This window comes from Streptomyces chumphonensis, from assembly GCF_014779715.1.
In the GTDB taxonomy this organism is placed as follows: domain Bacteria; phylum Actinomycetota; class Actinomycetes; order Streptomycetales; family Streptomycetaceae; genus Streptomyces; species Streptomyces chumphonensis.
In genome coordinates this window covers 17335-42825 of sequence record NZ_JACXYU010000016.1, presented here as the reverse complement: position 1 = coordinate 42825, position 25491 = coordinate 17335, and the positions used below count along the sequence as shown (strand labels likewise).

22 protein-coding genes are annotated in these 25491 nt (G+C 72.8%); 13 read left to right on the top strand and 9 right to left on the bottom strand.

What is annotated here, in order from left to right:
• Positions 1-7: 7 nt before the first annotated feature.
• The 4 genes from IF129_RS22815 to IF129_RS22800 all read right to left on the bottom strand — a co-directional run bounded on the left by IF129_RS22815 (position 8) and on the right by IF129_RS22800 (position 3156).
• On the bottom strand, positions 8-448 hold the full coding sequence (locus tag IF129_RS22815; RefSeq protein ID WP_191211678.1) for an RrF2 family transcriptional regulator: 441 nt from the start codon (positions 446-448) through the stop codon (positions 8-10).
• A 90-nt stretch (positions 449-538) separates the two neighbouring features.
• Complete coding sequence (locus tag IF129_RS22810) at positions 539-778, bottom strand: DUF6191 domain-containing protein (protein ID WP_191211677.1); 240 nt, start codon at positions 776-778, stop codon at positions 539-541.
• A 63-nt stretch (positions 779-841) separates the two neighbouring features.
• Positions 842-2026: a PQQ-dependent sugar dehydrogenase gene (locus IF129_RS22805; protein WP_191211676.1), complete on the bottom strand. Its 1185-nt coding sequence runs from the start codon at positions 2024-2026 to the stop codon at positions 842-844.
• A gap of 131 nt (positions 2027-2157) precedes the next feature.
• Positions 2158-3156, bottom strand: coding sequence for an aldo/keto reductase (locus IF129_RS22800; protein WP_191211747.1), 999 nt, complete (start codon positions 3154-3156; stop codon positions 2158-2160).
• A gap of 120 nt (positions 3157-3276) precedes the next feature.
• On the opposite strand from IF129_RS22800, the gene IF129_RS22795 reads away from it, so the two are divergent.
• The 7 genes from IF129_RS22795 (at position 3277) to IF129_RS22765 (ending at position 14053) form a co-directional block, all read left to right on the top strand.
• On the top strand, positions 3277-4218 hold the full coding sequence (locus IF129_RS22795) for a 2-hydroxyacid dehydrogenase (protein WP_191211675.1): 942 nt from the start codon (positions 3277-3279) through the stop codon (positions 4216-4218).
• 371 nt (positions 4219-4589) lie between these two features.
• Positions 4590-7658, top strand: coding sequence for a putative bifunctional diguanylate cyclase/phosphodiesterase (locus IF129_RS22790; RefSeq protein WP_224755435.1), 3069 nt, complete (start codon positions 4590-4592; stop codon positions 7656-7658).
• 298 nt (positions 7659-7956) lie between these two features.
• A complete protein-coding gene (locus IF129_RS22785) occupies positions 7957-9852 on the top strand; it encodes an acetolactate synthase large subunit (RefSeq protein WP_191211674.1) in 1896 nt (631 codons plus the stop codon).
• 36 nt (positions 9853-9888) lie between these two features.
• Positions 9889-10413: an acetolactate synthase small subunit gene (ilvN, locus tag IF129_RS22780; RefSeq protein ID WP_191211673.1), complete on the top strand. Its 525-nt coding sequence runs from the start codon at positions 9889-9891 to the stop codon at positions 10411-10413.
• A 151-nt stretch (positions 10414-10564) separates the two neighbouring features.
• Positions 10565-11563, top strand: a complete 999-nt coding sequence (ilvC, locus tag IF129_RS22775; RefSeq protein WP_191211745.1) for a ketol-acid reductoisomerase — start codon at positions 10565-10567, stop codon at positions 11561-11563.
• 291 nt (positions 11564-11854) lie between these two features.
• Positions 11855-13447 (top strand): phosphoglycerate dehydrogenase, encoded by a 1593-nt coding sequence (serA, locus tag IF129_RS22770; RefSeq protein ID WP_191211672.1) that lies wholly within the window; start codon positions 11855-11857, stop codon positions 13445-13447.
• 165 nt (positions 13448-13612) lie between these two features.
• A complete protein-coding gene (locus IF129_RS22765; RefSeq protein ID WP_191211671.1) occupies positions 13613-14053 on the top strand; it encodes a hypothetical protein in 441 nt (146 codons plus the stop codon).
• 9 nt (positions 14054-14062) lie between these two features.
• Here the strand turns inward: IF129_RS22765 and IF129_RS22760 are convergent, their stop codons facing one another.
• The gene (locus tag IF129_RS22760) at positions 14063-15319 is read right to left on the bottom strand and encodes a PucR family transcriptional regulator (RefSeq protein ID WP_191211670.1); all 1257 of its coding nucleotides are present in this window, start codon (positions 15317-15319) and stop codon (positions 14063-14065) included.
• 187 nt (positions 15320-15506) lie between these two features.
• On the opposite strand from IF129_RS22760, the gene IF129_RS22755 reads away from it, so the two are divergent.
• Together IF129_RS22755 and pruA are read left to right on the top strand one after the other, a co-directional pair.
• Positions 15507-16433 (top strand): proline dehydrogenase family protein, encoded by a 927-nt coding sequence (locus IF129_RS22755; protein WP_191211669.1) that lies wholly within the window; start codon positions 15507-15509, stop codon positions 16431-16433.
• Positions 16434-16522: 89 nt separating this feature from the next.
• Entirely contained in the window at positions 16523-18154 is a 1632-nt protein-coding gene (gene pruA, locus IF129_RS22750; RefSeq protein ID WP_191211668.1) for an L-glutamate gamma-semialdehyde dehydrogenase, read from the top strand.
• A 175-nt stretch (positions 18155-18329) separates the two neighbouring features.
• Here the strand turns inward: pruA and IF129_RS22745 are convergent, their stop codons facing one another.
• A complete protein-coding gene (locus IF129_RS22745) occupies positions 18330-18551 on the bottom strand; it encodes a DUF397 domain-containing protein (protein ID WP_191211667.1) in 222 nt (73 codons plus the stop codon).
• Positions 18548-19414, bottom strand: a complete 867-nt coding sequence (locus IF129_RS22740) for a helix-turn-helix domain-containing protein (RefSeq protein WP_191211666.1) — start codon at positions 19412-19414, stop codon at positions 18548-18550. Before IF129_RS22740 ends, IF129_RS22745 begins: the two co-directional genes overlap by 4 nt.
• A gap of 190 nt (positions 19415-19604) precedes the next feature.
• On the opposite strand from IF129_RS22740, the gene IF129_RS22735 reads away from it, so the two are divergent.
• Positions 19605-20087, top strand: a complete 483-nt coding sequence (locus IF129_RS22735; protein WP_191211665.1) for an ATP-binding protein — start codon at positions 19605-19607, stop codon at positions 20085-20087.
• Positions 20088-20192: 105 nt separating this feature from the next.
• On the opposite strand, the gene IF129_RS22730 is transcribed toward IF129_RS22735, so the two are convergent.
• Together IF129_RS22730 and betT are read right to left on the bottom strand one after the other, a co-directional pair.
• Entirely contained in the window at positions 20193-20678 is a 486-nt protein-coding gene (locus IF129_RS22730; protein ID WP_381480445.1) for a GNAT family N-acetyltransferase, read from the bottom strand.
• 114 nt (positions 20679-20792) lie between these two features.
• Complete coding sequence (betT, locus tag IF129_RS22725; RefSeq protein ID WP_191211664.1) at positions 20793-22919, bottom strand: choline BCCT transporter BetT; 2127 nt, start codon at positions 22917-22919, stop codon at positions 20793-20795.
• Positions 22920-23109: 190 nt separating this feature from the next.
• Here betT and IF129_RS22720 point away from each other — a divergent pair, with 190 nt between their 5' ends.
• The 3 genes from IF129_RS22720 (at position 23110) to IF129_RS22715 (ending at position 25367) form a co-directional block, all read left to right on the top strand.
• Positions 23110-23826, top strand: coding sequence for an HAD family hydrolase (locus tag IF129_RS22720; protein ID WP_191211663.1), 717 nt, complete (start codon positions 23110-23112; stop codon positions 23824-23826).
• A 242-nt stretch (positions 23827-24068) separates the two neighbouring features.
• Positions 24069-24197: a hypothetical protein gene (locus tag IF129_RS26820; RefSeq protein WP_263576266.1), complete on the top strand. Its 129-nt coding sequence runs from the start codon at positions 24069-24071 to the stop codon at positions 24195-24197.
• A 126-nt stretch (positions 24198-24323) separates the two neighbouring features.
• Positions 24324-25367, top strand: a complete 1044-nt coding sequence (locus IF129_RS22715; RefSeq protein WP_191211662.1) for a 3-isopropylmalate dehydrogenase — start codon at positions 24324-24326, stop codon at positions 25365-25367.
• Positions 25368-25491: the final 124 nt, after the last annotated feature.

Here is a 25491-nt window from a genome sequence, read left to right as displayed (position 1 = left end):
GGTCGGACTACCGGTTCGGGGGGCCGGTCAGGGAGAGGAGGACCGGGCCGGTGGGGGAGGTGACCAGGTCGGCGACGGTGAGGGGGTCGAGGGCGGCGTAGAACGCCTCCTGCGCTCCGCCGAGCGCCCGTCGCAGCCGGCAGGCCCCGCGCAGCGGGCAGGGGGGATCGTCGCAGGTGACGACTTCGCCCTCGCCCTCGAGTTCGCGCACCAGCCAGCCCAGTGAGGCGTGCCGCCCCAGCTCGGTCAGGGCCAGTCCGCCGCCCCGGCCGCGGCGGGTCTCGACCACGCCCAGGTGGCGCAGGCGCGTGATCGCCTTGGCCGCGTGCGTGTGCCGCACCTCCATCGCGGCGGCCACGTCGCCGGTGGTGGGCACGTCGTCCTCGGAGCAGACGGCCAGGCGCATCACGCAGCGCAGGGCCAGGTCGGTGAACTTGGTCAGTCGCACGAGGAGCACTCTAGCTAATACGCATCTGGGATGCGCATTAGGGGTCGGGTCGTCAGCGGGCGTGACGCGAACCGGCCGCAGGGCCTGCGGTCAGACGGCCAGCCCCTCGGGCTCGCCCTCCTCGTCCCCGCCCTCCTCCAGGCGGGGACGAGGCGGCAGGACCGCCGCGGCGAACGGCAGCGCGATCAGCACGTGCCCCGAGTCCAGGTCGACCGGGCCGCGGCCGGGTCCGTGGTCGCCCTCCTCGACCCGGGTGTGCTCCAGCCGCTGACGTTCCTCCTCGGCGTGCTGCACACCGGGCGTGAACAGCTCCTCCGCCGGACCGAACATGGCGCACTCCTCAACCCCACCCCGCGCGGGCGGGCCTCATGGCGGCCGCTCCGCCGCCCGCGGTCAGTCGACCGTCAGCTTCAGGACGCGGTCGTCCTCGCCGTCCGGGCTGCCCCGGCCGTCGGTGTTGCTGTTCATCAGCCACAGCTCGCCGCCGCCGTCCGCGACGACGGTTCGCAGCCGTCCGTACTCGCCCTCCAGGAACGCCTCCGGCTCCGCCGCGAGTTCCCGCCCGTTAAGCGGGATGCGCCACAGCCGCTCCCCGCGCAGCCCCGCCAGCCACAGCGAGCCCTGGGACCAGGCCAGGCCGGACGGCGACGCCTCCTCGGGCCGCCACTGGGCGACGGGGTCGACAAAGCCCTCCTCGTCGGCGGCCCCCTCGACCACCGGCCAGCCGTAGTTCCTCCCCGCCTCGACGAGGTTGAGCTCGTCCCACGTGTTCTGGCCGAACTCCGAGGCCCACAGCCGGCCCGCCCCGTCGAAGGCCAGCCCCTGCACGTTGCGGTGGCCCAGGGAGAACACCGGCGAGCCCGGCTTCAGATTGCCCTCCTGCGGCGCTCCGCCGTCGGGCCGGACCCGCAGGATCTTCCCCGCCAGCGAGTCCTCGTCCTGCGCGGCGTCGCCCCGGTTCGCGTCCCCGGTGCCGATGTAGAGCATGCCGTCGGGGCCGAAGGCCATGCGGCCGCCGTTGTGGATCGACGCCTTCGGCACGCCCCGCACCACGGTGTCCGGCGCGCCGAGCCCGGCCTCCGGGTCGTCCGCGTCGTAGGCCATCCGCACCACGCGGTTGTCCGACGCGCTGGTGAAGTAGGCGTACAGGTAGCCCTCGGCGTCACCGGCCCCGAGCGTGATGCCCAGCAGGCCCCCCTCGCCCCCCGGATCGACGCCGGGCACGGCGCCGACCTCCGTGACGGCGCCGTCCTCCGCCGCCACCCGCTGGATCGTGCCGTCGTCCCGGGAGGAGACGAGCAGGTCACCGCCGGGCAGCGGGGCCAGACCCCACGGGGACTCCAGACCCGTCGCCACCGTCCCGTCGACGTCGACCGAACCCCGGGCCGGAGCCGGGGACGCGGCCGGGCCGGAGGGACCGGCCGCGTCGGGGGAGGCCGCCGGCGGGGCGGTCGGGGCGTCGGTGGGACGCGGCGCGGGGGACTCCTCCGGCCGGCCGTCGTCCGCCGGACCCCCCGCACAGGCGGCGGTGAGCAGCAGCGCGGTGGCCAGCACGGCGGTTGAGGCGGGGCGTCGCACGGCGGGTTCCTTCCTTCGGCCTGTTGTCTTCAGGACACCACATGGCGCGGCGGCGTGCGGAGGGATCGGCGGTACGCGGTATGCCGTCGGCGCTTTCAGCGCCGTCAGGAGACCGACCGCGTGTCCGGCCCTCAGTCCCACGAACCGAGCGCGGGCGGCAGCGCGCCGATCTCGGCCACCTCCGCGTCCGTCAGGCGCAGCCGCCCGGCCCGCGCGTTCTCCACGGCCCAGCGGGCCTTCTTGGTGCCGGGGACCGGCACGACGTGCGGCCCCTGGGCCAGCAGCCAGGCCAGGGCCACCTGCGCCGGGGTGGCGTCCCCGTGCCGGGCGGCCACCCGCCGCAGCCCGGCGACCACCGGCTGGTTGGCCGCCATCATCTCGGCGGTGAAGCGCGGGTGCCGGGCCCGGACGTCGTCGGGCTCGAAGCCGCTGCCCGGCGTGAGCGTGCCGCTCAGGAACCCGTGGCCCAGCGGCATCGCCGCCAGCAGCCCCACGCCGCGCTCCGCGCACCAGGGCAGCAGCCTGCCCAGCGCCTCCCGGGACCACACCGACAGCTCCGCCTGCACCGCGCCCACCGGGAAGACCTGCTGCACGCGCCGCAACTGCGTCAGCGTCCCCTCGTACAGGTCCGTGCCGGGGAGGCGCCTGCGGGTCCGCGCGTCGACCGCGCACCATCCCAGCGCCCGGACCTTGCCCGCCGTCACGAGCTCCGCCATCGCCCCCCACGTCTCCTCCACCGGCACCTCGGGGTCGGGGCGGTGCAGCTGGTAGAGGTCGATGACGTCGGTCTGGAGCCGGCGCAGCGAGGCGTCGCAGGCCCGCCGGATGTAGGAGGGCCGGCCGTTGGCCACGATGTGCTGGTCGCCCACGAGCAGCCCGGCCTTGGTGGAGACGAACGCCTCCGCGCGGCGCCGCCTGAGCACCCGGCCCACGAGGAGTTCGTTGGTGAACGGGCCGTACATGTCGGCGGTGTCCAGCAGCGTCGTCCCCTCGTCGAGCGCGGCGTGCAGCGCCCGCACGGCCTCCTCGCCGACCTGCTCGGACGTCGTGTAGGCCCAACTCATCGGCATGCAGCCGAGACCGATCGCCCCGACGCGCAGTGCCGCGGCGCCGAGTGTCCTGCCCTCCACCGGCTCCGTTCCCCCTTCCACCGTCGAAACCCCCAAACTAACCGGTCGGTCCCGCCCGTTCGGTCCGCGGTCGCGCACCGCGCGTCCGGCCCGGCTCCGAGGCCCCTAGCCTGGGGCGTCATGAACGCGAGCGACGTGTGGCTTCCCCTGCCGGCCGACGACGTGGAAGGCCTGCCGGACACCTTCACCTACCGCTACTGGAACGCGGAGGAGCCCTACCCGGCCGACCCCGCCCGGTGCGTCGGCTATGTCGTCCCCTACCTCAAGCCGCCCGCCGACGTGCTGCGTCCGCTGGAACGGATGCCGTCCGTACGGCTGGTGCAGACGCTCACGGCCGGGGTCGAGCACATGACCCCCGGCCTGGGCGCGCTCGCCCCGGGCGCGGTCCTGTGCAACGCCGGCGGGGTGCACGACGCGAGCACCGCCGAACTGGCCCTGACCCTCATCCTCGCCTCGCTGCGCGGGCTGCCCGACTTCGTCCGCCAGCAGGACGCGGACCGCTGGAGCGGTGGCTTCCGCCCCGCCCTCGCGGACCGGCGGGTGCTCGTCGTCGGCCAGGGCGGCATCGGGCGGGCCGTCGAGGAGCGCCTGATCCCCTTCGAGGTGGCCGGCGTCGACCGCGTCGCGCGGACCGCCCGCCAGGGTCCGCGCGGCCCGGTGCACGCGCTGGCGGACCTGCCGCGCCTGCTGCCGGAGGCGGACGTCGTCGTGCTGGCCGTGCCGCTCACCGAGGAGACCCGGCGCCTGGCGGACGCCCGTTTCCTCGCCGCGATGCGCGACGGTGCCCTGCTGGTCAACGTCGCACGCGGCGGCGTCGTGGACACCGACGCGCTGCTGGCGGAACTGAAGTCCGGGCGGCTGCGGGCGGCCCTGGACGTGACGGACCCCGAACCCCTGCCCGCGGGGCACCCGTTGTGGCGGGCGCCCGGGGCCCTCATCACCCCGCACGTGGGCGGCCCGACGTCCGCGTTCTGGCCGCGTGCCCGGCGGCTCGTGGGGGCCCAACTCGGGCGACTGGCCGAGGGCGGGCCCCTGGAGCACGTCGTGCACCGCGCCGGCTGAGGGCGCGTGGGCGCGCGAGGCCGCCCCGAAAAGCCGCCCCGAAGCCGCCCCGGGGCCGTCCGGGAGGCCCGCGCGGCCGGTCCGGCGAGCGGAACCCGACGCCCCGGCAGCCCCCTGCGCCACGCATCGCAGGCACGCGATCGCTCTCCGTGTTGACAAACCCCTAGGTCGTCACCGTCTGTAGAGACCCTATACCCGTGTGTGACGGAACTGGTGTATCGTCCGGACGGGGAGATACCAGGACACCCAGGGGGGCGACGGGCGAATGCATGGCCAAAGGACGAACTGCCTGATCGTGGACGGCTACCGGAGCGTCGGCACGCTCACCCGGCCCCGTCGGCCGGGATGCGCGCCGGGTGAGAGGTGGCGCCATGACCGCTGACGGAACGACCATGACGGACATCGGTCCGCGCCGGGCCGCGGCGGCGTCCGGGCCGGCCGCTGCGAGGCCGCCGTCCCGCCCGCCCACCGGCCTGCCCGACGGCCCGGCCCGGCCGGCCGGGGGCGGGCCACCCGGCCCCCCGCGCCCCTCCGTGGTCCCGCAGCTCGTCCTGGTGGCCGCCTGCCTGAGCTACGCGGCGGGTGCCGCGCTCGGCTGGGGCTCGCGTGGAGTCGCCCTCTTCATGGGGGACTTCGGGCTCAGCGCGGCGGCGTTCCTGGCGGCCGGTTCCTGCTACTGGTACGCCCGCACCCACCCCGGCACCTTCCGCCCCGCCTGGTACCTGTTCGCCCTCTCGTCCGCCATGGCCGGTCTTGGCAACGCGGTGTGGGGGTGGTACGAGGTCGTCCTCGGCCGTCCGGTGCCCGCCGTCTCCCTGGCCGACTTCGCCTTCCTCCTCTTCGCCCCGCCCGCCGTCGTCGGGCTCCTCGTCCTGGCCAAGCGGCCCGTCACGCGGGCCGGTTGGATCTGCCTCGGGCTGGACGCGTGGCTGATCGGCGGCTCGCTGCTCACCCTGTCCTGGAGCCTGGCCCTCACCCACACCGAGGGCTGGGACCACGGCACGGTCGCCCAGGCCGCGATGCAACTCGCCTATCCCCTCCTGGACATCGTGCTGGTGAGCATGGTGCTCGTGCTGCACCTGCGGCGCGGTTCCGCCCAACGCTCGGCGATCAACACGGCTGTGGGGGCCCTGGCCCTCACCGTCCTGTGCGACGCCCTGTTCACCTCACCCCTGCTCCAGGCCCACTACCACTCCGGGCAGCTCCTGGACGCCGGGTGGTTCGCCGGTTCCCTCCTGCTCGCCTACGCGCCCTGGGCCAACGGCGCCCACCCGCAGCGGGACGAGGCGCCGGTGCCGGGCGCCGGGCGCCCCGTCACCGGCTCGCTGGCCGCCCTCACCCCGTACCTGGCCGGCGCCGTCTGCATGCTGGGGGTGCTCTACGACGTCCGCGACGGCAGCGCCGTCGACCGCGTCGTGCTCTGCACGGCGTGCGCCGTCGTCCTGGCCCTCGTGGTGCGGCAGGGGATCATGCTGCTGGACAACATCCGGCTCACCCGCGAACTGGCCCACAAGGAGAACCACTTCCGGTCCCTGGTCCAGGGCTCCAGCGACGTCATCATGATCACCTCCCCCGCCGGTGTGCTGCGGTACGCCAGCCCGGCGGCGGCCGGCGTCTTCGGCCGGGAGGCGGACGCCCTCGTCGGTACCGACCTGGACCGCCTGGTGCACCCCGACGACCTCGGCCGACTCCACCGCGAGCTGCGCCGCTACCTCGCCGCTCCGGCCGAGGACGAGCCGGCGACGCGCGTCGAGTGCCGGTTCCGGCACGCGTGCGGTGACTGGCTCAACGTCGAGTCCACGGTCAACCGCTACCAGGGCGGGCTGATCTTCAACAGCCGGGACGTGACCGAACGGGTCCGTCTGCAGGCGCAGTTGCAGCACAACGCCTCCCACGACCCGCTCACCGACCTGCCCAACCGCGCTCTGTTCACCGACCGGGTGCGCCAGGCACTCGGCGGGCGCCGGGAGGGCGACGACCCGGACCGGGACGCGGCCGTCCTCTTCATCGACCTCGACGGGTTCAAGGCGGTCAACGACGGCCTCGGCCATCAGGCCGGGGACGAACTCCTCGTGCACGCCGGGCGCCGCCTGCTGGACTCCGTCCGCGCGGGGGACACCGCCGCCCGGCTCGGCGGCGACGAGTTCGCCGCCCTCATCCTGGGCGACGGCTCCGGCGGCCGGGCCGAACGCGAGGTCCGCGTCCTGGAGATCGCCGACCGGCTGCGCGAACGGCTCTCGGAGCCCTATCCGCTCGACGGGCCGACGACGGGCGGTGAGGTCCGGGTCGCCGCCTCCATCGGCGTCGCCTTCGCCGAACCGGGCATCGCCCCCGCCGCGCTCATGCGCAACGCCGACCTCGCGATGTACCGGGCCAAACGGCTGGGGAAGGGCCGCGTCGAGCTGTACGTTCCCGAACTGCTCGCCCAGTCCCAGCCCCCACCGCCGCTGCTGCCCGTGTCCCGGGAGGGCGCGCCGGCGTCCCGGCGGCCCCCGGCGGGGCGCGGGGCCGGGGCCGCCCGCCGCCGGGGCGGCGCCGACGACCTCTCCGCGGCCGGCTCCCGTCCGGACGGGCCGCTGCTCCTGCTGCACCAGCCCGTCGTCGAGCTGGCCACCGGCGAGATCGCCGCCGTCGCGGCGCTCGCGCGCCGCGGCGCCGCCCAGGGCCTGGTGGACGCCGACGGCCCGCACGGGCCGCTGCTCCTGCGCGAGGCCGTCCAGCAGGCCGCCGCGCGGCACCGCGCGGGCCTCACCACGCCCGTCGCGGTGCGCATCGGCGCGACGGAGCTGTGCGCGCAGGCCGGGCGGGACGGCGGCGTCGAAGCGCTCCTGGAGCGCTTCGGCCTGCCCCCCGACGGCCTGGTGCTGGAGCCCGCCGCCGTCCCGGGCCGCCCGGTCGACGCCCGCACCATGGACGCGCTGGCCGAGCGGCTCGCGGTCCTGCGCGGCCTCGGTGTGACGGTGGTGGTGGACGGCTTCAGCGGCGGTTCCGGCAGTCTGACGGCCCTGCACGGGCTCCCCGCCGATCTGCTGCGGCTCGGTGGCCCCCTGGTGGGGGACGTCGTGGCGTCCCCGCGGCTGCACACCATCACCGCCGGGCTGCTGCGCATCGCGGGCGACCTCGGCCTGGGCTCGCTCGCGGAGAGCGTCGACACGGTGGAGCAGGTCACCGTCCTGCGCCGGCTCGGCTGCACCCACGGGCAGGGTGCGGCGTTCTGCGGCCCGCTGGACGAGCACCGGCTGCGCCGAGCCCTGCGCCGCCGTCGCTTCCCCGTCCCCGAGCACCCGGCCACGGTGCCGCCCGCGCGGGCGGCCGCCGGGCGTCCGGCGAGCAGGGCGGGTCGGGCCCTTCCGGTGCGCAGGGGAGGAGCCGCCGGGCCCGATCCCGTCACGCATCCGCCATTGCGCTCACATAGTGAGACGTCCGTCCCACCTACTTGACACTGTGTGTGCCACCGGAGGAAGGTCAACGTCATGCGCACCCGAATTCTCGTACTTGGACAGCGCGTCGGCTGACCCGGGGCCCTCACCACCCCGCGATCCCCAGCGACGCGCTCCCCTCGCTTGCCACCTCGGCACGAGGGGTTTTTTGTTGCACCAGCACCCCTGACAACTCCCGCCCAAACGTGACATCCGACACCGGACGTCACACCCCAGCGCCACCACCAGAACCGCCCACCCCTCCAGCACCACGCTCCACGGGCGGCACCACCCTCACCTCGCCGAGAAGAGAAAGCCGATGACCGAGCAGGCCTCCGGAGCCCCCCGACCGCAGCCGCGGGCCCGTACCGGCGGTGCACAGCAGCCCGCCACCGTCGAGCACGTCACGGGCGCGCAGTCCCTCGTCCGTGCGCTGGAGGAGGTGGGCGCCGACACCGTCTTCGGCATTCCCGGCGGTGCGATCCTGCCCGCCTACGACCCGATGATGGACTCCGGCCGGGTGCGCCACATCCTCGTCCGTCACGAGCAGGGGGCCGGGCACGCGGCCACCGGGTACGCGCAGGCCACCGGCAAGGTCGGCGTCTGCATGGCCACTTCGGGGCCGGGCGCCACCAACCTCGTGACGCCGATCGCCGACGCGCACATGGACTCCGTCCCGCTCGTGGCGATCACCGGCCAGGTCGCGTCCAAGGCCATCGGCACCGACGCCTTCCAGGAAGCCGACATCTGCGGCATCACCATGCCGATCACCAAGCACAACTTCCTGGTCACCGACCCGGCCGACATCCCGCGCACCATCGCCGAGGCGTTCCACATCGCGAGCACCGGCCGCCCCGGACCGGTGCTGGTGGACATCGCCAAGGACGCGCTCCAGGCCCAGACGGTCTTCTCGTGGCCCCCCACGCACGACCTGCCCGGCTACCGCCCGGTCACCAAGCCGCACGCCAAGCAGATCCGCGAGGCCGCCAAGCTCGTCGGCGAGTCCCGGCGCCCGGTGCTCTACGTCGGCGGCGGTGTCCTGAAGGCCGGCGCCACCGCCGAGCTGAAGGTGCTGGCGGAGCTGACCGGCGCTCCGGTCGTCACGACCCTGATGGCCCTCGGCGCCTTCCCCGACAGCCACCCGCAGCACCTCGGCATGCCCGGGATGCACGGTTCGGTCGCGGCGGTCACCGCCCTGCAGAAGGCCGACCTCATCGTGGCGCTGGGCGCCCGCTTCGACGACCGCGTCACCGGGAAGCTCGACTCCTTCGCCCCGTACGCCAAGGTCGTGCACGCCGACATCGACCCGGCGGAGATCGGCAAGAACCGCACCGCCGACGTGCCGATCGTCGGGGACGCCCGCGAGGTCATCGCCGACCTGGTGGTCGCCGTCCAGACCGAGCAGGAGAGCGGCACGAAGGCCGACTACAGCGGCTGGTGGCAGATGCTCGACCGCTGGCGGGACACCTACCCGCTGGGCTACGACCTGCCGGACGACGGTTCGCTCTCGCCGCAGCAGGTCATCGAGCGCATCGGCCGCCTCGCGCCCGCCGACACCATCTACGCGGCCGGCGTCGGGCAGCACCAGATGTGGGCCGCCCACTTCATCGACTACGAGCGCCCCGCCACCTGGCTCAACTCCGGCGGCCTCGGCACGATGGGCTACGCCGTCCCGGCCGCGCTGGGGGCCAAGGCCGGTGCCCCCGACCGTCCGGTGTGGGCGATCGACGGCGACGGCTGCTTCCAGATGACCAACCAGGAGCTGGTCACCGCCGCGCTCAACAACATCCCGATCAAGGTCGCCGTCATCAACAACGGCGCCCTGGGCATGGTGCGCCAGTGGCAGACGCTGTTCTACAACCAGCGCTACTCCAACACCGTCCTGCACTCCGGCCCCGGCTCGCAGGGCGCTCAGGCCGCCGAGGGCGCCGACGGCGCGCAGGGCGAGGTCAAACAGCCCAACCTGGGCACCCGCTGCCCGGACTTCGTCAAGCTCGCCGAGGCCATGGGCTGTGTCGGCCTGCGCTGCGAGGACCCGGCCGACCTGGACGCCGTGATCGAGAAGGCCAACGCCATCAACGACCGGCCCGTGGTCGTGGACTTCATCGTCCACGAGGACGCCATGGTCTGGCCGATGGTCGCGGCCGGCACCTCCAACGACGAGGTCATGGCGGCGCGCGGCGTCCGGCCGGACTTCGGCGACAGCGACGACTGAGACCACCGGCGCGAGTAGCGAGAGAGACCCGAACCCATGTCCAAGCACACCCTCTCCGTCCTGGTGGAGAACAAGCCGGGCGTCCTGGCCCGGATCACCGCACTGTTCTCCCGGCGCGGCTTCAACATCGACTCCCTGGCGGTCGGCACCACCGAGCACCCGGACATCTCCCGCATCACCATCGTGGTGAACGTCGAGGACCTGCCGCTGGAGCAGGTGACGAAGCAGCTCAACAAGCTCGTCAACGTGCTGAAGATCGTCGAGCTGGAACCGGGCGCCGCCGTGCAGCGTGAACTCGTTCTGGTGAAGGTGCGCGCCGACGGCGAGACCCGTTCCCAGATCGTGGAGATCGTCCAGCTGTTCCGCGCCAAGACCGTCGACGTCTCCCCGGAGGCCGTGACCATCGAGGCCACCGGCAGCAGCGACAAGCTGGAGGCGATGCTGAAGATGCTGGAGCAGTACGGCATCAAGGAGCTCGTGCAGTCCGGCACGATCGCCGTCGGCCGGGGCGCACGCTCCATCACCGACCGCTCGCTGCGCGCGCTGGAGCGCAGCGCGTAACGCCGCCCGTCCGCACCGGCGGTGACCGGGCGCCGCCGCGGACCGCATCGCGAGACCCGGCGGTGCGCACCCCCGGATCCCCATAACGTTGGACCCGACGCGGGACTCCCGTGCCGGGCCCGCACAGCAACACAACAAGGAGATGTCCGAAGTGGCCGAGCTGTTCTACGACGACGACGCCGACCTGTCCATCATCCAGGGCCGCAAGGTGGCCGTGCTCGGCTACGGCAGCCAGGGCCACGCCCACGCGCTCTCCCTGCGCGACTCGGGCGTCGACGTGCGCGTCGGTCTGCACGAGGGCTCCTCCTCCAAGGCGAAGGCCGAGGAGCAGGGCCTGCGGGTCGTCACCCCCGCCGAGGCGGCGGCCGAGGCCGACGTCATCATGATCCTGGTGCCGGACCCGATCCAGGCGGAGGTGTACGAGCAGTCCGTCAAGGACAACCTGAAGGACGGCGACGCCCTGTTCTTCGGGCACGGCTTCAACATCCGCTTCGGCTTCATCCAGCCGCCGGCCAACGTCGACGTCTGCATGGTCGCGCCGAAGGGCCCCGGCCACCTCGTGCGCCGCCAGTTCGAGGAGGGACGCGGCGTCCCCTGCATCGCGGCCGTCGAGCAGGACGCCACGGGCAAGGCCTTCGAGCTGGCCCTCTCCTACGCCAAGGGCATCGGCGGCACCCGCGCCGGCGTCATCAAGACGACCTTCACCGAGGAGACCGAGACCGACCTCTTCGGCGAGCAGGCCGTCCTGTGCGGCGGCGCCTCGGCGCTGGTGAAGGCCGGTTTCGAGACCCTGGTGGAGGCGGGCTACCAGCCGGAGATCGCCTACTTCGAGTGCCTGCACGAGCTGAAGCTCATCGTCGACCTGATGTACGAGGGCGGCCTGAGCAAGATGCGCTGGTCGGTCTCCGAGACCGCCGAGTGGGGCGACTACGTCACCGGGCCGCGCGTCATCACCGACCAGACCAAGGCGGAGATGAAGAAGGTCCTCGGCGAGATCCAGGACGGCACGTTCGCCAAGAACTGGATGGCCGAGTACAAGGCCGGGCTGCCGAAGTACAACGAGTACAAGAAGGCCGACGCCGACCACACGCTGGAGACCACCGGCAAGGAGCTGCGCAAGCTCATGAGCTGGGTCGACGACGAGGCGTGAGCCCACGGGCGCCGCGGCGGACCCGTCCGCCGCGGCGCCCGCGCCTCACCCCTGCGCGCGGGCCGGCGGGCGGGGCGCGGCCCCCGATCGGGGGATGATCGGCGAACGCGCCGAACGAGCCCGCCATCGCGATTAGACTGCCCAGCAGAAACGCGTCACAGGCTCACAGCGTCGTGCGTCTCCACGCGGCTGCCCATCTCCACCGCCTTCGGCCGTCGGGACGCGGCCGTCCTCCCCCCGGCCCGGCGGGCCGCGGGTGGTACTCCCAGGACTAGTGAGGACTGAGACGAAGTGAGCAAGCCCGTAGTACTCATCGCCGAGGAACTCTCCCCGGCCACCATCGACGCGCTCGGCCCGGACTTCGAGATCCGGCACTGCAACGGGGCCGACCGGGGCGAGCTGCTCCCGGCGATCGCGGACGTCGACGCCGTCCTGGTCCGCAGCGCCACCAAGGTCGACGCCGAGGCGATCGCCGCCGCCCGCCGGCTCAAGGTCGTCGCCCGCGCGGGTGTGGGCCTGGACAACGTGGACGTCTCCGCCGCGACGAAGGCCGGCGTCATGGTCGTCAACGCGCCGACGTCCAACATCGTCACCGCCGCCGAACTGGCCTGCGGCCTGCTCGTCGCCACCGCCCGCAACATCCCGCAGGCGAACACGGCGCTCAAGCAGGGGGAGTGGAAGCGCAGCAAGTACACGGGCGTCGAGCTGTCGGAGAAGACGCTCGGCGTCGTCGGCCTCGGCCGCATCGGCGTGCTCGTCGCCCAGCGGATGTCCGCCTTCGGCATGAAGGTCGTCGCCTACGACCCCTACGTGCAGCCCGCCCGCGCCGCCCAGATGGGCGTCAAGCTGCTCACCCTCGACGAGCTGCTGGAGGTCTCCGACTTCATCACCGTCCACCTGCCGAAGACGCCCGAGACGCTGGGTCTGATCGGTGACGAGGCGCTCCACAAGGTCAAGCCGAGCGTGCGGATCGTCAACGCCGCGCGCGGCGGCATCGTCGACGAGGACGCCCTGTACGCGGCGCTCAAGGAGGGCCGCGTCGCCGGGGCCGGCCTGGACGTGTACGCGTCCGAGCCGTGCACCGACTCCCCGCTGTTCGCCTTCGACCAGGTCGTGTGCACCCCCCACCTCGGCGCCTCCACCGGCGAGGCCCAGGAGAAGGCGGGCGTGGCCGTCGCCCGCTCGGTGCGGCTGGCGCTCGCGGGCGAGCTCGTCCCGGACGCCGTCAACGTGCAGGGCGGCGTCATCGCCGAGGACGTCCGGCCCGGCCTGCCGCTGGCCGAGCGCCTCGGCCGGATCTTCACCGCCCTCGCGGGCGAGGTCGCGGTCCGGCTCGACGTCGAGGTCTACGGCGAGATCACCCAGCACGACGTCAAGGTGCTGGAGCTCTCCGCGCTCAAGGGCGTCTTCGAGGACGTCGTCGACGACACCGTGTCGTACGTCAACGCCCCGCTGTTCGCCCAGGAGCGCGGTGTCGAGGTCCGCCTCACCACCTCCAGCGACTCCCCCGACCACCGCAACCTCGTGACGGTGCGCGGCACGCTGGGCGACGGCGAGGAGATCGCCGTCTCCGGCACGCTGGCCGGCCCCAAGCACGTGCAGAAGATCGTCGGCGTCGGGGACCACGAGATCGAGCTGTCGCTCGCCGAGCACATGGCCTTCCTGCGCTACGGCGACCGTCCGGGCGTCGTCGGCACGGTGGGCCGCATCCTGGGCGAGGCCGGCATCAACATCGCCGGGATGCAGGTCTCGCGCGCCGAGGAGGGCGGCGAGGCCCTCGTCGCGCTGACGGTGGACGACACGATCCCGCCGGCCGTCCTCGCGGAGATCGCCGAGGAGATCGGCGCCACCTCCGCCCGCGCGGTGAACCTCACCGACGCCTGATCCAGCCGGACCACCGCCCGACGGCGGGCCACGCGGGGTGTCCTCGCGTGGCCCGCCGTCGGCGCGTCCGGACCGGGCCCAGGCCACGTCAACAGGCCGTCACCCGAAGCGTTGTGGACGGCTGCGGCGGGCCGGGGAGCGGGACGCGGCGATAGCCTGCCGCACATGTACCCTCAGCAGCCCCAGCACCCGCCCATAGCCCCGGTGCCGTACCCGCCCGCGCCACCGCGCAAGCGGACCGGCCTCGTCCTGGCCGCCCTCGCCGCCGGGCTCGTGCTCGGCGCGGGCGCGGTGGGTACCGTCTGGGCGGTCGTCGCGAACGACACGCCGTCCGACGCCCGCGCCGACGCCGAGGCCGCCTGCGGCGCGCTCGACCGCTTCGACCCGGACCTCCTCCTCGACGAGGGCCCGGACGGCCTCACGCACAACTACCGTTGGTCGAGCGCCATGACGCTCGCGCAGGGTGCCGCAGAGGCGGACGCGCGGTACCGGCCGCTGGCCGAGCGACTGCTGAAGGCGCGGGATGCCTTCCACCGAGAGTTCGAGCTGAGCGGCGAGGCCATGGACCACCTCGACGAGGCCCGCCGCCTCTGCGCTGAGCTGTGAGGCCGCGCCTCACAGCCGGGCGGTCTTGAGGGCCATGTGGAGCAGGAGGCGGGAGGCGCCGTCGCCGAGGTCGAGGCCGGTCAGCTGCTCCACGCGGGAGAGCCGGTAGTAGAGCGTCTGACGGTGGATGCCGAGGGCCGCCGCCGTCCGCCCCGCCTGCCCCGCGCAGTCCAGGTAGACCTCGGCGGTGCGGGCCATCTCGCGGTGCGCCGGTTCCAGCAGGCGCCGCACCGCCGGGTCGACCTGCGCGGCCTCCGGCAGTGCGGTGAGCAGGCGGTAGGGGCCGAGCGAGGGCCACACGGCGACGGGCCCCATGCCGGGCTCGGCCCGGGCGGCGCGGGCTGCGGCGAGCGCCTGCCGCCAGGCGGACGCCAGGCCGGTGAGCCCGGGGAGCCCGGCGCTCACGCCCGCCGTGGAGCCGGGCTCGCCGGGCGCGGAGGAGGAGCCGGGACGGGAGCCCGCCCCCGCCCCGGCGCCTCGGCCGTCCGGGGGGAGGCCGGTCCGGGGCGAGCGCAGAAGGCGTTCACCGGCGCCCCGGGCGGGGGCGAGGGCGTCCGGCACACGGAGCCGCACGAGCGCTGCCAGCGCCCCGCCCGCCGGGCTGCCCGCGTCGCCGGCCGGCACCGGGCAGCTGACCGGCACCTGGGGGAGCCGGGTGGCGGGCTCGCCGGTGTCGCCCGGCCCCGCCCCGTACGTGTGCCACGGCGTGACGGCCACCACGGCGAGCGGTCCGGCGGCGGCCGGGCCGAGCGTCTCCCGCAGCTCGTCCGTCGCCCCGGCGCGGTCGGCCACCGGGCCGGCCAGCGCGGTGTGCAGCAACTCCCCGAGCCGCGCCCCGGCGCGGGCCTCCGCCGCCAGGAGCGCCCCGATGCGCCGCGCGGTGGCGAGTGCCTCGGCGAGGCGGGGGTCGGCCAGGTCGAGCGTCCCGTCGTCCAGCAGCCACACGTACCCGTGGACGATGCCGCCGTGCCGGACCGGCAGGCAGATCCGGCCCTTGACGACCCCGGCCGCCGGGTCGGGCGGGATGCGGACGGGCGCCTGCGCCCGGGTGATGCCGAAGCGCTCGAACCAGGCCCGCACGGCGGCCGAGGACCGTCGCTGCATGATCGAGCGGGTCCGCACGGGGTCCATCACGAGGTCGCCGTCGTCGCCGTCGCCGCCGTGCGCACCGAAGGCGATGAGGCCGAAGTCGCGGTCCTCCAGCGTGGCGGGGGCGCCGAGCAGCGCCGACACCTCGTCGATCAGCGTCTGGTAGTCCTCGCGCATCCCCGCCGTCCACCTTCCCCTCGCCGTCCGGCGTCCTTCTGCGGCACCGCCCCTCCATTCTCATACAGCTGTCTGAGATTCGTGCCACGCAAGCGTGACAGCTGTCGATAGCACGTCACCGGGGTGATCCTTAGATTTTGCGGTGGCTCACCCTGCCGTAAGAAAGATGTCTTGTTGGAGGTGCCCGTTGCTGGGTCCTGTGCTTCTCGCCGCCGCCCGCAGTGACGGCATCCGCCGGCTCGTGTCGGCGGCCCCGGTCACCCGTCCCGTGGTGGACCGCTTCGTGGCCGGGGAGCACCTCGACCAGGCGGCCCGTACGGTACGCGACCTGACCGGTCGCGGCCTGGAGGTGACCCTCGACCACCTGGGCGAGGACGTCACCGACCCGAGCGAGGCGTTGCGCACCCGTGACGCCTACCTCGCGCTCGCCGAGGTCCTCAGCCAGGGGGGCTTCGGCGAGCGTGCCGAGATGTCGGTCAAACTGTCCGCGTTCGGCCAGGCCCTGCCCGGCGGCCACGACATCGCCCTCGCGAACGTCCGGCCCGTCGTGGAGGCGGCCGCCGCCGCCGGGACGACCGTGACCCTGGACATGGAGGACCACACCACGGTGGACTCCACCCTCGCGATCCTCGCCGAGCTGCGCGGGGACTTCCCGCAGACCGGCGCGGTGGTGCAGTCCTACCTCTTCCGCACCGAGGAGGACTGCCGGGCGCTGGCCGGGGAAGGCTCCCGGGTGCGCCTGGTGAAGGGCGCGTACAAGGAGCCCGCCGAGGTCGCCCATCAGGACAAGCGCGAGGTCGACCGGGCGTATGTACGCTGCTTGAAGATCCTCATGGCCGGTCAGGGATATCCCATGATCGGCTCGCACGACCCGCGGATGGTGGCGATCACCCAGGAGCTCGCCCACCGCTTCGGCCGCAAGCCGGACGAGTACGAGTTCCAGATGCTCTACGGCATCCGCGAGGCCGAGCAGGAGCGCCTGGTCGCCACCGGAAACCGGATGCGCGTGTACGTGCCGTACGGCACCGACTGGTACGGCTACTTCATGCGCCGCCTCGCCGAGCGCCCGGCCAACCTCGCGTTCTTCCTGCGCTCGCTCGCCACCCGAGGCTGAGCGCGGGCGGGCCGCCTCCCGGTGGCCCGGCAGCCCGTCACCCCCGCCGCGACCCTCCTCCCCGACCCCACGAAGGAGACATGCCAGCCATGGACGCTGTGACCCAGGTCCCCGCCCCGTACAACGAGCCGGTGCACGGCTACGCCCCCGGCAGCCCCGAGCGGGCCCGGCTGGAGCGCAAGCTGAAGGAGCTGGCCGAGAACCCGATCGACCTCCCCATGACGATCAACGGGGAGAAGCGCATGGGCGGCGGCGAGCGCTTCGACGTCGTCCAGCCGCACCACCACGCCAAGCGGCTCGGCACCTACGCCAACGCGACGCGCCAGGACGCGCAGGACGCCGTCGACGCCGCCCTCGCCGCCGCCCCGGCCTGGCGCGCCCTGTCCTTCGACGACCGCGCCGCCATCATCCTGAAGGCCGCCGAGCTGCTCGCCGGCCCGTGGCGCGAGACGATCGCGGCCTCCACCATGCTCGGCCAGTCCAAGACGGCCCAGCAGGCCGAGATCGACGCGCCCTGCGAGCTCGTCGACTTCTGGCGCTTCAACGTGCACTTCGCCCGCGAGCTGCTGACCGAGCAGCCGCCCATCCAGCCCAAGGGCGTGTGGAACCGTCTGGACCACCGCCCGCTGGAGGGCTTCGTCTACGCGATCACGCCGTTCAACTTCACCGCCATCGCCGGGAACCTGCCGACCGCCCCGGCGCTGATGGGCAACGTCGTCGTCTGGAAGCCGTCGCCCACCCAGACCCACTCCGCCGTGCTGCTCATGGAGCTGCTGGAGGAGGCCGGCATGCCGCCGGGCGTCATCAACCTCGTCACGGGCGACGGCAAGGACGTCTCCGAGGTCGCCCTGCCCCACCCGGAGCTGGCCGGAATCCACTTCACCGGCTCCACCGCCACCTTCCAGCACCTGTGGCGCGAGGTCGGCACCAACATCTCCGGCTACCGCTCCTACCCGCGCATCGTCGGCGAGACGGGCGGCAAGGACTTCATCGTCGCCCACCCCACCGCCGACCCGGCGATCCTCAAGACCGCCATCACCCGGGGCGCCTTCGAGTACCAGGGCCAGAAGTGCTCGGCGGCCTCCCGCGCCTACATCCCGCGCTCCCTGTGGGAGGGCGGCCTGCGTGAGGACCTGGTCGCGGAGACCGAGGGCCTGGCCATGGGCGACGTCACCGACCTGACCAACTTCATCGGCGCCGTCATCGACGACCGGGCCTTCGCCAAGAACAAGGGCGCCATCGACGCCGCCAAGGCGGACCCGACCTGCGAGATCGTCGCCGGTGGCACCTACGACGACTCCGTGGGCTACTTCGTCCGCCCGACGGTCATCGTCTGCTCCGACCCGGAGAACGACGTCTTCAAGACCGAGTACTTCGGGCCGATCATCGCCGTCCACGTCTACGAGGACGAGCGGTGGGACGCGATGCTGGACCAGATGGAGTCCGCCTCCGCCTACGCGCTGACCGGCGCCGTGCTCGCCAAGGACCGGGCCGTGCTGGCCAAGGCGTCGGAGAAGCTCCGCTTCGCGGCGGGCAACTTCTACCTCAACGACCGGCCGACCGGCTCCATCGTGGGCCAGCAGCCGTTCGGCGGCGCCCGGGCGTCCGGCACGAACGACAAGGCCGGTTCGAAGTTCAACCTGCTCCGCTGGATGTCGCCGCGCGCCATCAAGGAGACGCAGGTCGCCCCGACCGACTACCGCTACCCGCACATGGGCTGACCCCGGCCCCCGGCACCGACGAGGCCCGGCCCCGCGCCCCACGGCGGCGCCGGGCCTCGCCTGCCGCAGGGCTTCGAGCAGGACTTCTCGAGCGCGGCGGCGGACTTCGGCCAAGAGGCCATGGACGCCGCCGTCGACCGGTGGTTAGCCTCCCGTCCGGCCTGGTCGTAGCGGGTCACAGTTCTCCGGCTATGACTCCCTGCCGGAACGCGGCCCACTCGGAGGCGGTGAACCGCAGCGGCTCCCGCTCGGGGTTCTTGGAGTCCCGCACCGCCCGCGCCCCCTCCGGCAGCTCCGCCACCTCCACGCAGTCGTGTTCCGGGCCGCTGGCAGAAGCCTTTCGCCATATCGCGCCGGTGAGATCGTGCGTGTACAGCCGCGCCTTCACGTCCGTCACGTCCTGTGGCTCTCTTCCATCTCCATGATCCGTGCGAGCGAGTCCTCCACCGGCAGGGCCGCAGCCCGGATGCGCTCCAAAGCCTTGGTGAAGGGTGCCGCGTCGTCTCCCTCAACGTAAGTGGCACCGCTCAGGTTTTCCAAGAGGGCGATGGGCGGCATGGGGTGGGGAAAGTGCGTGAGGGTGTATCCGCCGACGAGTCCCGGGTGGGGCGTGGAGTCCAGCGCCATCAACTGCACCGTGACGTTGGGCATCTCGCAGACTTCCCGCAGACGCCGCAGTTGGTCGCGCATCGTGGTGGGGCGGACGGCGAAGCGCTGGTGAAGTGCCGCTTCGTGGATTACTGCCCAGAACTCGGGTACTCGTCCGGGCCGTGACAGCACGGCCTGACGCGCCATCCTGACCTCGACCAGGCCCGTCACCTCCTCGGTACTGCGCGTGGTGGTCGCCCCGGTGATGGTTTCCCGTGCGTAGGCGGCCGTCTGCAACAGACCGGGCACAAGCAGCGGTGACCAGGCGTGGATGGCCTCCGCGTCGGTCTCCAGCGCGATGTGGTCGGCGTAGGCGGGCGAGGCGAGGCCGCTGTAGGTCTGCCACCACCCCTTCTTTCCGGCATCCCGGGCCAGGTTCTCCAGGGCGGCCTCAACAGCCGCGTCGGCAACGCCGTACACGGCCAGGAGAGCTGTCACGTCGTTCGCCCGGATGGACTGATGGGCGCTCTCGATCTTCGAAAGCTTCGGTGCCTTCCATCCCATCGCGGCGGCGGCCGCTTCGAGCGTCAGACCGGCTTCGTGGCGCAGCCGTCGGAGGGTGGCGCCGAGGCGCCTGCGCCTGATGGTCGGAACGACGGGTGAGTTGGGCATGCGGGGAGTGTGTCAGCCAGAAGCAGCCCCGATGGCTACGCGGAGGTCCGTTCACTCCATCGGGTAGAAAACTTTCTACCCGATGGAGAAAACATCTGCCTGTGAGTGATGCTCTCACCGCCGACAGCTCAGCTGACCGGCTCGCGCCGACCGGACCCGGCCAGCGCCCGCCCCCTCATGAGGAGACGCGATGCTTTCCGATCGAAGCGGCATTCCCCTCCCGCCCCCCGACGCCGGGGCCCTCCACGCTCCCGGCTGTTATGTGCGGCGGCGGGTCGACGGGTTCGTGGCGCACTTCTGCGCGTCCCCCGAGACGTTGCGCAGCCTGCGTCGCCTCACCCGCGACGCCCTGGCCGGCCGCGACGTCGGTGCGGAGGCCGTGGAGAGCGCGCAGCTCGTGGTGTCGGAACTGGTCGGGAACGCGGTCCGGGCCTGTGGGGACCGGGTGCCGCTCGTCGTCGAGGTGTACGCCACCTCCTTCGGCCTCGCGGTGAACGTGCACGACCCGGACCCCGGTCTGCTGCCCGAGCGCGCGGCGACGCCGCTGGACAGCGCGGTCGCCGAAGGGGGACGGGGTCTCGGCCTTCTGGACCTGCTCGCTCCGGGCTGGCACGTGCGCAACTCGGCGATCGGCAAGCAGGTGCGCTGCCGGGTTCCGGTGCGCGCGGCGTAGGGGCGCTGCGGCCCGCACGAGCGCCGGTCCGGAAGCACACCGCTCCCCGAAGGGAGCGGCATCGTCACCGGACACGCGCCAGCCGAGACCCGCTCGGCCCGTCACTCAGGGGCGGACCGGCAGCGCGGCGACGATCTCCTCGTCCTCCTGGTCACCCGTGGGAGTGAAGCCCAGGGACTCGAAGAGGCGGGCGGAGGCCTGGTTGGCGGGGTGGTAGGAGAGCCGCAGCTCCCGGCACTCCGGCTGCTCCCCGAGCCACCGCGTCAGCGTGCGGACGGCGGCGCGGCCGATGCCCTGGCCCTGGTGGTCGGCGTCCACGAGGACACCGCCGATCCAGTGCGCGCCGTCCGCCGGGTCGAAGCCCCACATCACGTGCCCGACGACGACGCCGTCCGCGCAGACGGCGAGCGAGTGCCACTCGTCCTCGCGCTGGGACAGCAGCAGGTAGCGGGCGCCGAGCGCCGCGACGAACGCCCGCTGCTCGTCCTTCGGGGCGATGTCGGCGACCGCCCGCCAGTTGTCGTCGCCCACCTCATGCAGGGCGACGGCGCGCCCCCGCCGGTCGGTGAGCCCGTAGTCGATGGATTCCACAACCCGGCATCCGACCACGATTCCGCGTCCGGCGCACCTCGGAATCCGGAAGACGCGCCCCGCCTGCCGGACGCGTCGGGCAGGCGGGGCGGCGCGGACGCAAGAGCGGACGGCTCAGCGCTCGTCCTCGGGCAGGTGGACCTCGGCGATGTCGGGGCGGTGGTCGGGCAGGGCCGAGCGGGCGGCGGCCTCGCGGTGCATGCGCAGGAACTCCAGGTGCCGCTCGTACTGGTCGAGGATGTTGGCGATGAGCTGTTCCTTGCTGTACCCCATCACGTCGTAGCCCTGGCTGCCCTCGGCGAGCTGCACCTCGAAGCGCACGTAGGTGTCGTGGGCCGTGACCGAGCGGGTGGCGAACGCGGGGGTGGCCGTCTCGATGGGCCACACACGGTAGACGAACTCCTCCCGCTCACCGATGGGCACCTGAAGGCCGACGTGGGGGAGGTTCAGCTCCTCGTCCATCTCCTCGGTGACCGTCGCCTCGACGTCCCTGCGGCGCAACTCCCCGGCGACCTCCTGGAACGCCGGCCTGCACACCTCGTCCACGAAGCGCGCGGCGCTGTGCTTGCCGGGGTACGACATGGTCCGGGCGAGTCGCTGCCGCCACGTCCACTCGGGGGCGGTGCGGTGCGTCATCCGGCCGGAGAGGGAGGAGGGCAGACTCGTCAGGAGAGCCTCCTCGCGCATGCGTTCCAGCCGGAGGGCCTTGTAGAGCCCGGCGATGATGAGGAACATCACGAACGAGAACGGTAGCCCCATGATGATCGTCGCGTTGGTGAGCGCGTCGACCCCGCCGACGAGGAGCATCGCCAGGGTGAGCAGGCCGGTGGCCGCCGCCCAGAAGATGCGCAGCCACGGCACGGCGTCCGTGAGGGGCGTGCGCAGGTGCGAACTGAGGTTGCCGATCACCAGCGCGCCGGAGTCGGCCGAGGTGACGTAGAGCAGCAGACCGACGATCGTGGCCAGCCCAGCGCTGAACAGCGCCCCCGGATACTGGTCGAGCAGCCCGTAGAAGCCCTGCTCGGGCAGGTTCATCGCGGTCTCGCCGAACGCCTCGTCACCGTCCCGGACGAGGAACAGCGCACTGTTGCCGAACACCGACAGGAAGGTCAGCGTGAACAGGAACGGGATGATCAGTGTGGCCGCCACGAACTGCCGGATCGTGCGGCCCTTGGAGATCCGGGCCAGGAACATGCCGACGAACGGCGCCCAGGCCACCCACCAGGCCCAGAAGAACAGGGTCCAGCTGTTGAGCCACTCGGTGGGCTGGTCGTAGGCGAAGGTGTTCAGCGTCATCGACGGGAAGCGGCTGACGTAGTCGCCGATGTTGAGGATGAGGCTGTTCAGCAGCCGGATCGGGCTGCTGGCGAACAGGATGTAACCCATCAGCAGGATGGCCAGCAGCACGTTGAGCTGGGAGAGGCGGCGGATGCCGCGGTCGACACCCGCCACGGCGGAGACCGTCGCCATGAGTACGGCGACGGCGATCAGAGCGACCTGGGCGGCCGTCCCCTCCGGCACGTCGAACAGGTAGTTCAGCCCGTAGTTCAGCTGGACGACGCCGATACCGAGCGACACGGAGATGCCGAAGACCGTCCCGATGATCGCCGCGAGGTCGACGGTGTCACCGATCCGTCCGTAGATGCGGCGGCCGATGATCGGGTACAGCGCCGAGCGGATGGCCAGCGGCAGGCGGTAGCGGAACGCGAAGTAGCCGAGGGCCATGCCCATGAGCGCGTACATGGCCCAGCCGGTGATGCCGTAGTGGAACAGGGTCCACACCACGGCCTGGCGCGCGGCCTCGACCGTCTGCGCGTCCCCCTCCGGCGGCGCGAGGTAGTGGCTGACCGGGCCGCTGACGGAGAAGAACATCAGGTCGATGCCGATGCCGGCGGCGAAGAGCATGGCCGCCCAGGCGAACAGGCCGTAGTCGGGCCGTGAGTGCTTGGGGCCGAGCTTGATGTTGCCGTACCGGGAGACGGCGACGTAGACCACGAACAGCAGGTAGAGCGTGGCGGCGAGGAAGTAGTACCAGCCGAAGCCGTCGGAGATCCACTCCACCATCACCCCGATGGTGTCCTCGGCCCCCTCCGGGGTGATCATCGCCCAGATCGAGACGGCGAGGATCAGCAGGGACGACCCGAGGAACACGACGCGCTTGAGCCGGCCCTCCCCGGGATGCGGCGCTGCCGCGTGGTCCGGTGGCGCGGTGGCGGTACCGCTCGGTTCGTCGGTCGACACGTCTCACCCCTCTGGTGCACGGTGATCGGTGGTGCGCCCGGCGGGCCGGGCGGCGGCGTGTCCACCGTCCGCACGGCCGGTCGCCCGGCGTCACCACTGCGCCACCCAACGTAGACAGGCGGCCCCCCGCGCCGCACGTCGGCGCGCGTGCAGACGGCGTAACCCGCCGCCCGGCGCTTAGGGTGGCCGCATGGCGATTCGGGCGATTCTGTGGGACGTCGACGACACGCTGTTCGACTACACGGGGGCCGACCGCACCGGTGTGCTCCGGCATCTCGCCGAGGAGGGCCTGCTGGACGGCGACGCGTCACCCGCCCCGGTCCTGGAGCGGTGGCAGGCCGTCATGGAGGAGCAGTTCGCGCTGTTCCTCGCCGGTGAGCTCGGCTTTCACGACCACCGCCGGGGCCGGGCACGCGGATTCCTCGGCATCGAGATGAGCGACGCCGAGGCCGATGCCTGGTTCAACCGGTACATCGCCCACTACGAGGCCGCCTGGTGCCTGTTCCCCGACGTCCTGCCCGCGCTGGACGCGCTGCGTGACGGCTACCGGCACGGTGTCCTGTCGAACTCCTCCGCCCACAACCAGGAACGCAAGCTGCGCAGGCTCGGCATCCGGGACCGATTCGAGGTCCTCCTGTGCGCCGACGAGCTCGGCTGCGCCAAACCGGCCCCCGAGGCGTTCCTCGCCGCATGCGCGGCGATGGACCTCCCGCCCCATGAAGTGGTCTACGTCGGTGACCAGTTGACGACGGACGCACAGGGCGCCGTGGCCGCCGGACTCGCCGGCGTCTGGCTGGACCGGCGCGGGCAGGACGCCCCGGAAGGGGTCCTGTGCATCAAGGGCCTCCACGAACTACAGCAGGCACTGCGCACGCTGCTTTCGCACGAGCCCCGGCAGCCCCACTGACGTGCTGTGCTCCCGCTGCGGGGTGGTCTTCGTCTCAGATAGTAGGAAGGCCAACTATTTGGCGAGACATCACAGCCGTCTGCTCGTACCGTGGTAGCAGCCGAACGTCTCGCTCCATCAGCGAACGGCGGATGAGGCCCCGTGCCCGATGCAGGCCACCCCTGCCGCGCGGAACGCCCCCGCCCCTCACCGGCGCTTCTGTTGTCTCTTCTCGGGGTCCCCCTGCCTGAAGGAGCTTGACCATGGACGTCACCGCCCGCCGCCGTACCCGCCGCGCCGACCACACCGCCGACGCGGCCCGCAAGAACGCCGCCGCCGCCCTCCAGCGGGCCCTGGACCGCCGGGACAACGGCGGCGCCACCGGACACTGACGCCGCGAACGCGACCAACGCGACCACCTCGACCGAACGCGGCAGACCGGGGCCGGGGTTCGTCCACCACGTCCGCATGGTGGACGAATCCCGGTCGAGAAATGGGACAGGAGTAGGGTCCGACGCATGGCGCGAAGCATTGATCTCGCAGTGATCCCCGGCGACGGCATCGGCCCGGAGGTCGTCTCGCAGGGCCTGAAGGTCCTCACCGCCGTGCTCCCGCAGGACGTCAAGCTGGAGAGCAAGGAGTACGACTTCGGTGCGGGCCGCTGGCACGCCACCGGCGAGACGCTCCCCGACGAGGAACTGGAGCAGTTGCGGCAGCACGACGCGATCCTGCTCGGTGCCGTCGGCGACCCGAGCGTTCCCTCCGGCGTCCTGGAGCGGGGGCTGCTGCTCAAGCTGCGCTTCGCCTTCGACCACTTCGTGAACCTGCGGCCCTCCAAGCTGTTCCCGAACACCGCCACGCCGCTCGCCGGCCGGCCGGACATCGACTTCGTCGTCGTCCGCGAGGGCACCGAAGGCCCCTACACCGGCAACGGCGGCAGCCTGCGCACGGGGACGCCCGCCGAGGTCGCCACCGAGGTCAGCGTCAACACCGCCTACGGCGTCGAGCGCGTCGTCCGGGACGCGTACGAGCGGGCCCAGGCGCGACCGCGCAAGAAGCTCACCCTGGTGCACAAGAACAACGTCCTGGTGCACGCCGGCTCCCTGTGGACCCGCGTCTTCGAGCGCGTCGGCCAGGAGTACCCGGACGTCACCACGGACTACCTGCACGTCGACGCCGCCACGATCTTCCTGGTCAACGACCCCGCGCGGTTCGACGTCATCGTGACCGACAACCTCTTCGGCGACATCATCACCGACCTGGCCGCCGCCGTCACCGGCGGCATCGGCCTGGCCGCGTCGGGCAACGTCAACCCGACGGGCGCCTTCCCCTCGATGTTCGAGCCGGTGCACGGTTCCGCCCCGGACATCGCGGGCAGCGGAAAGGCCGACCCCACGGCGACGATCCTCTCCGTCGCCCTGCTCCTGCGCCACCTCGGCCTCGACGCCGAGGCCACCCGCGTCGAGGAAGCCGTCACCGCGGACCTCTCCGCCCGTGACGGCGCGGCCCCGCGCTCCACCGACGCCATCGGTGACGCGATCGCCGCACGAGTAGCCGGCTGAGTCCGCCGCCTCCCACAGCGCCGGGCTCCGCGCCCGGCCGCTGTGCCCCGCGGCGGCCGGGGTGCGACCATCTGTTCCCTGGGCCGCCGCACCCGAGTCCTTGACCCGGTGCCCCACGCGCGAT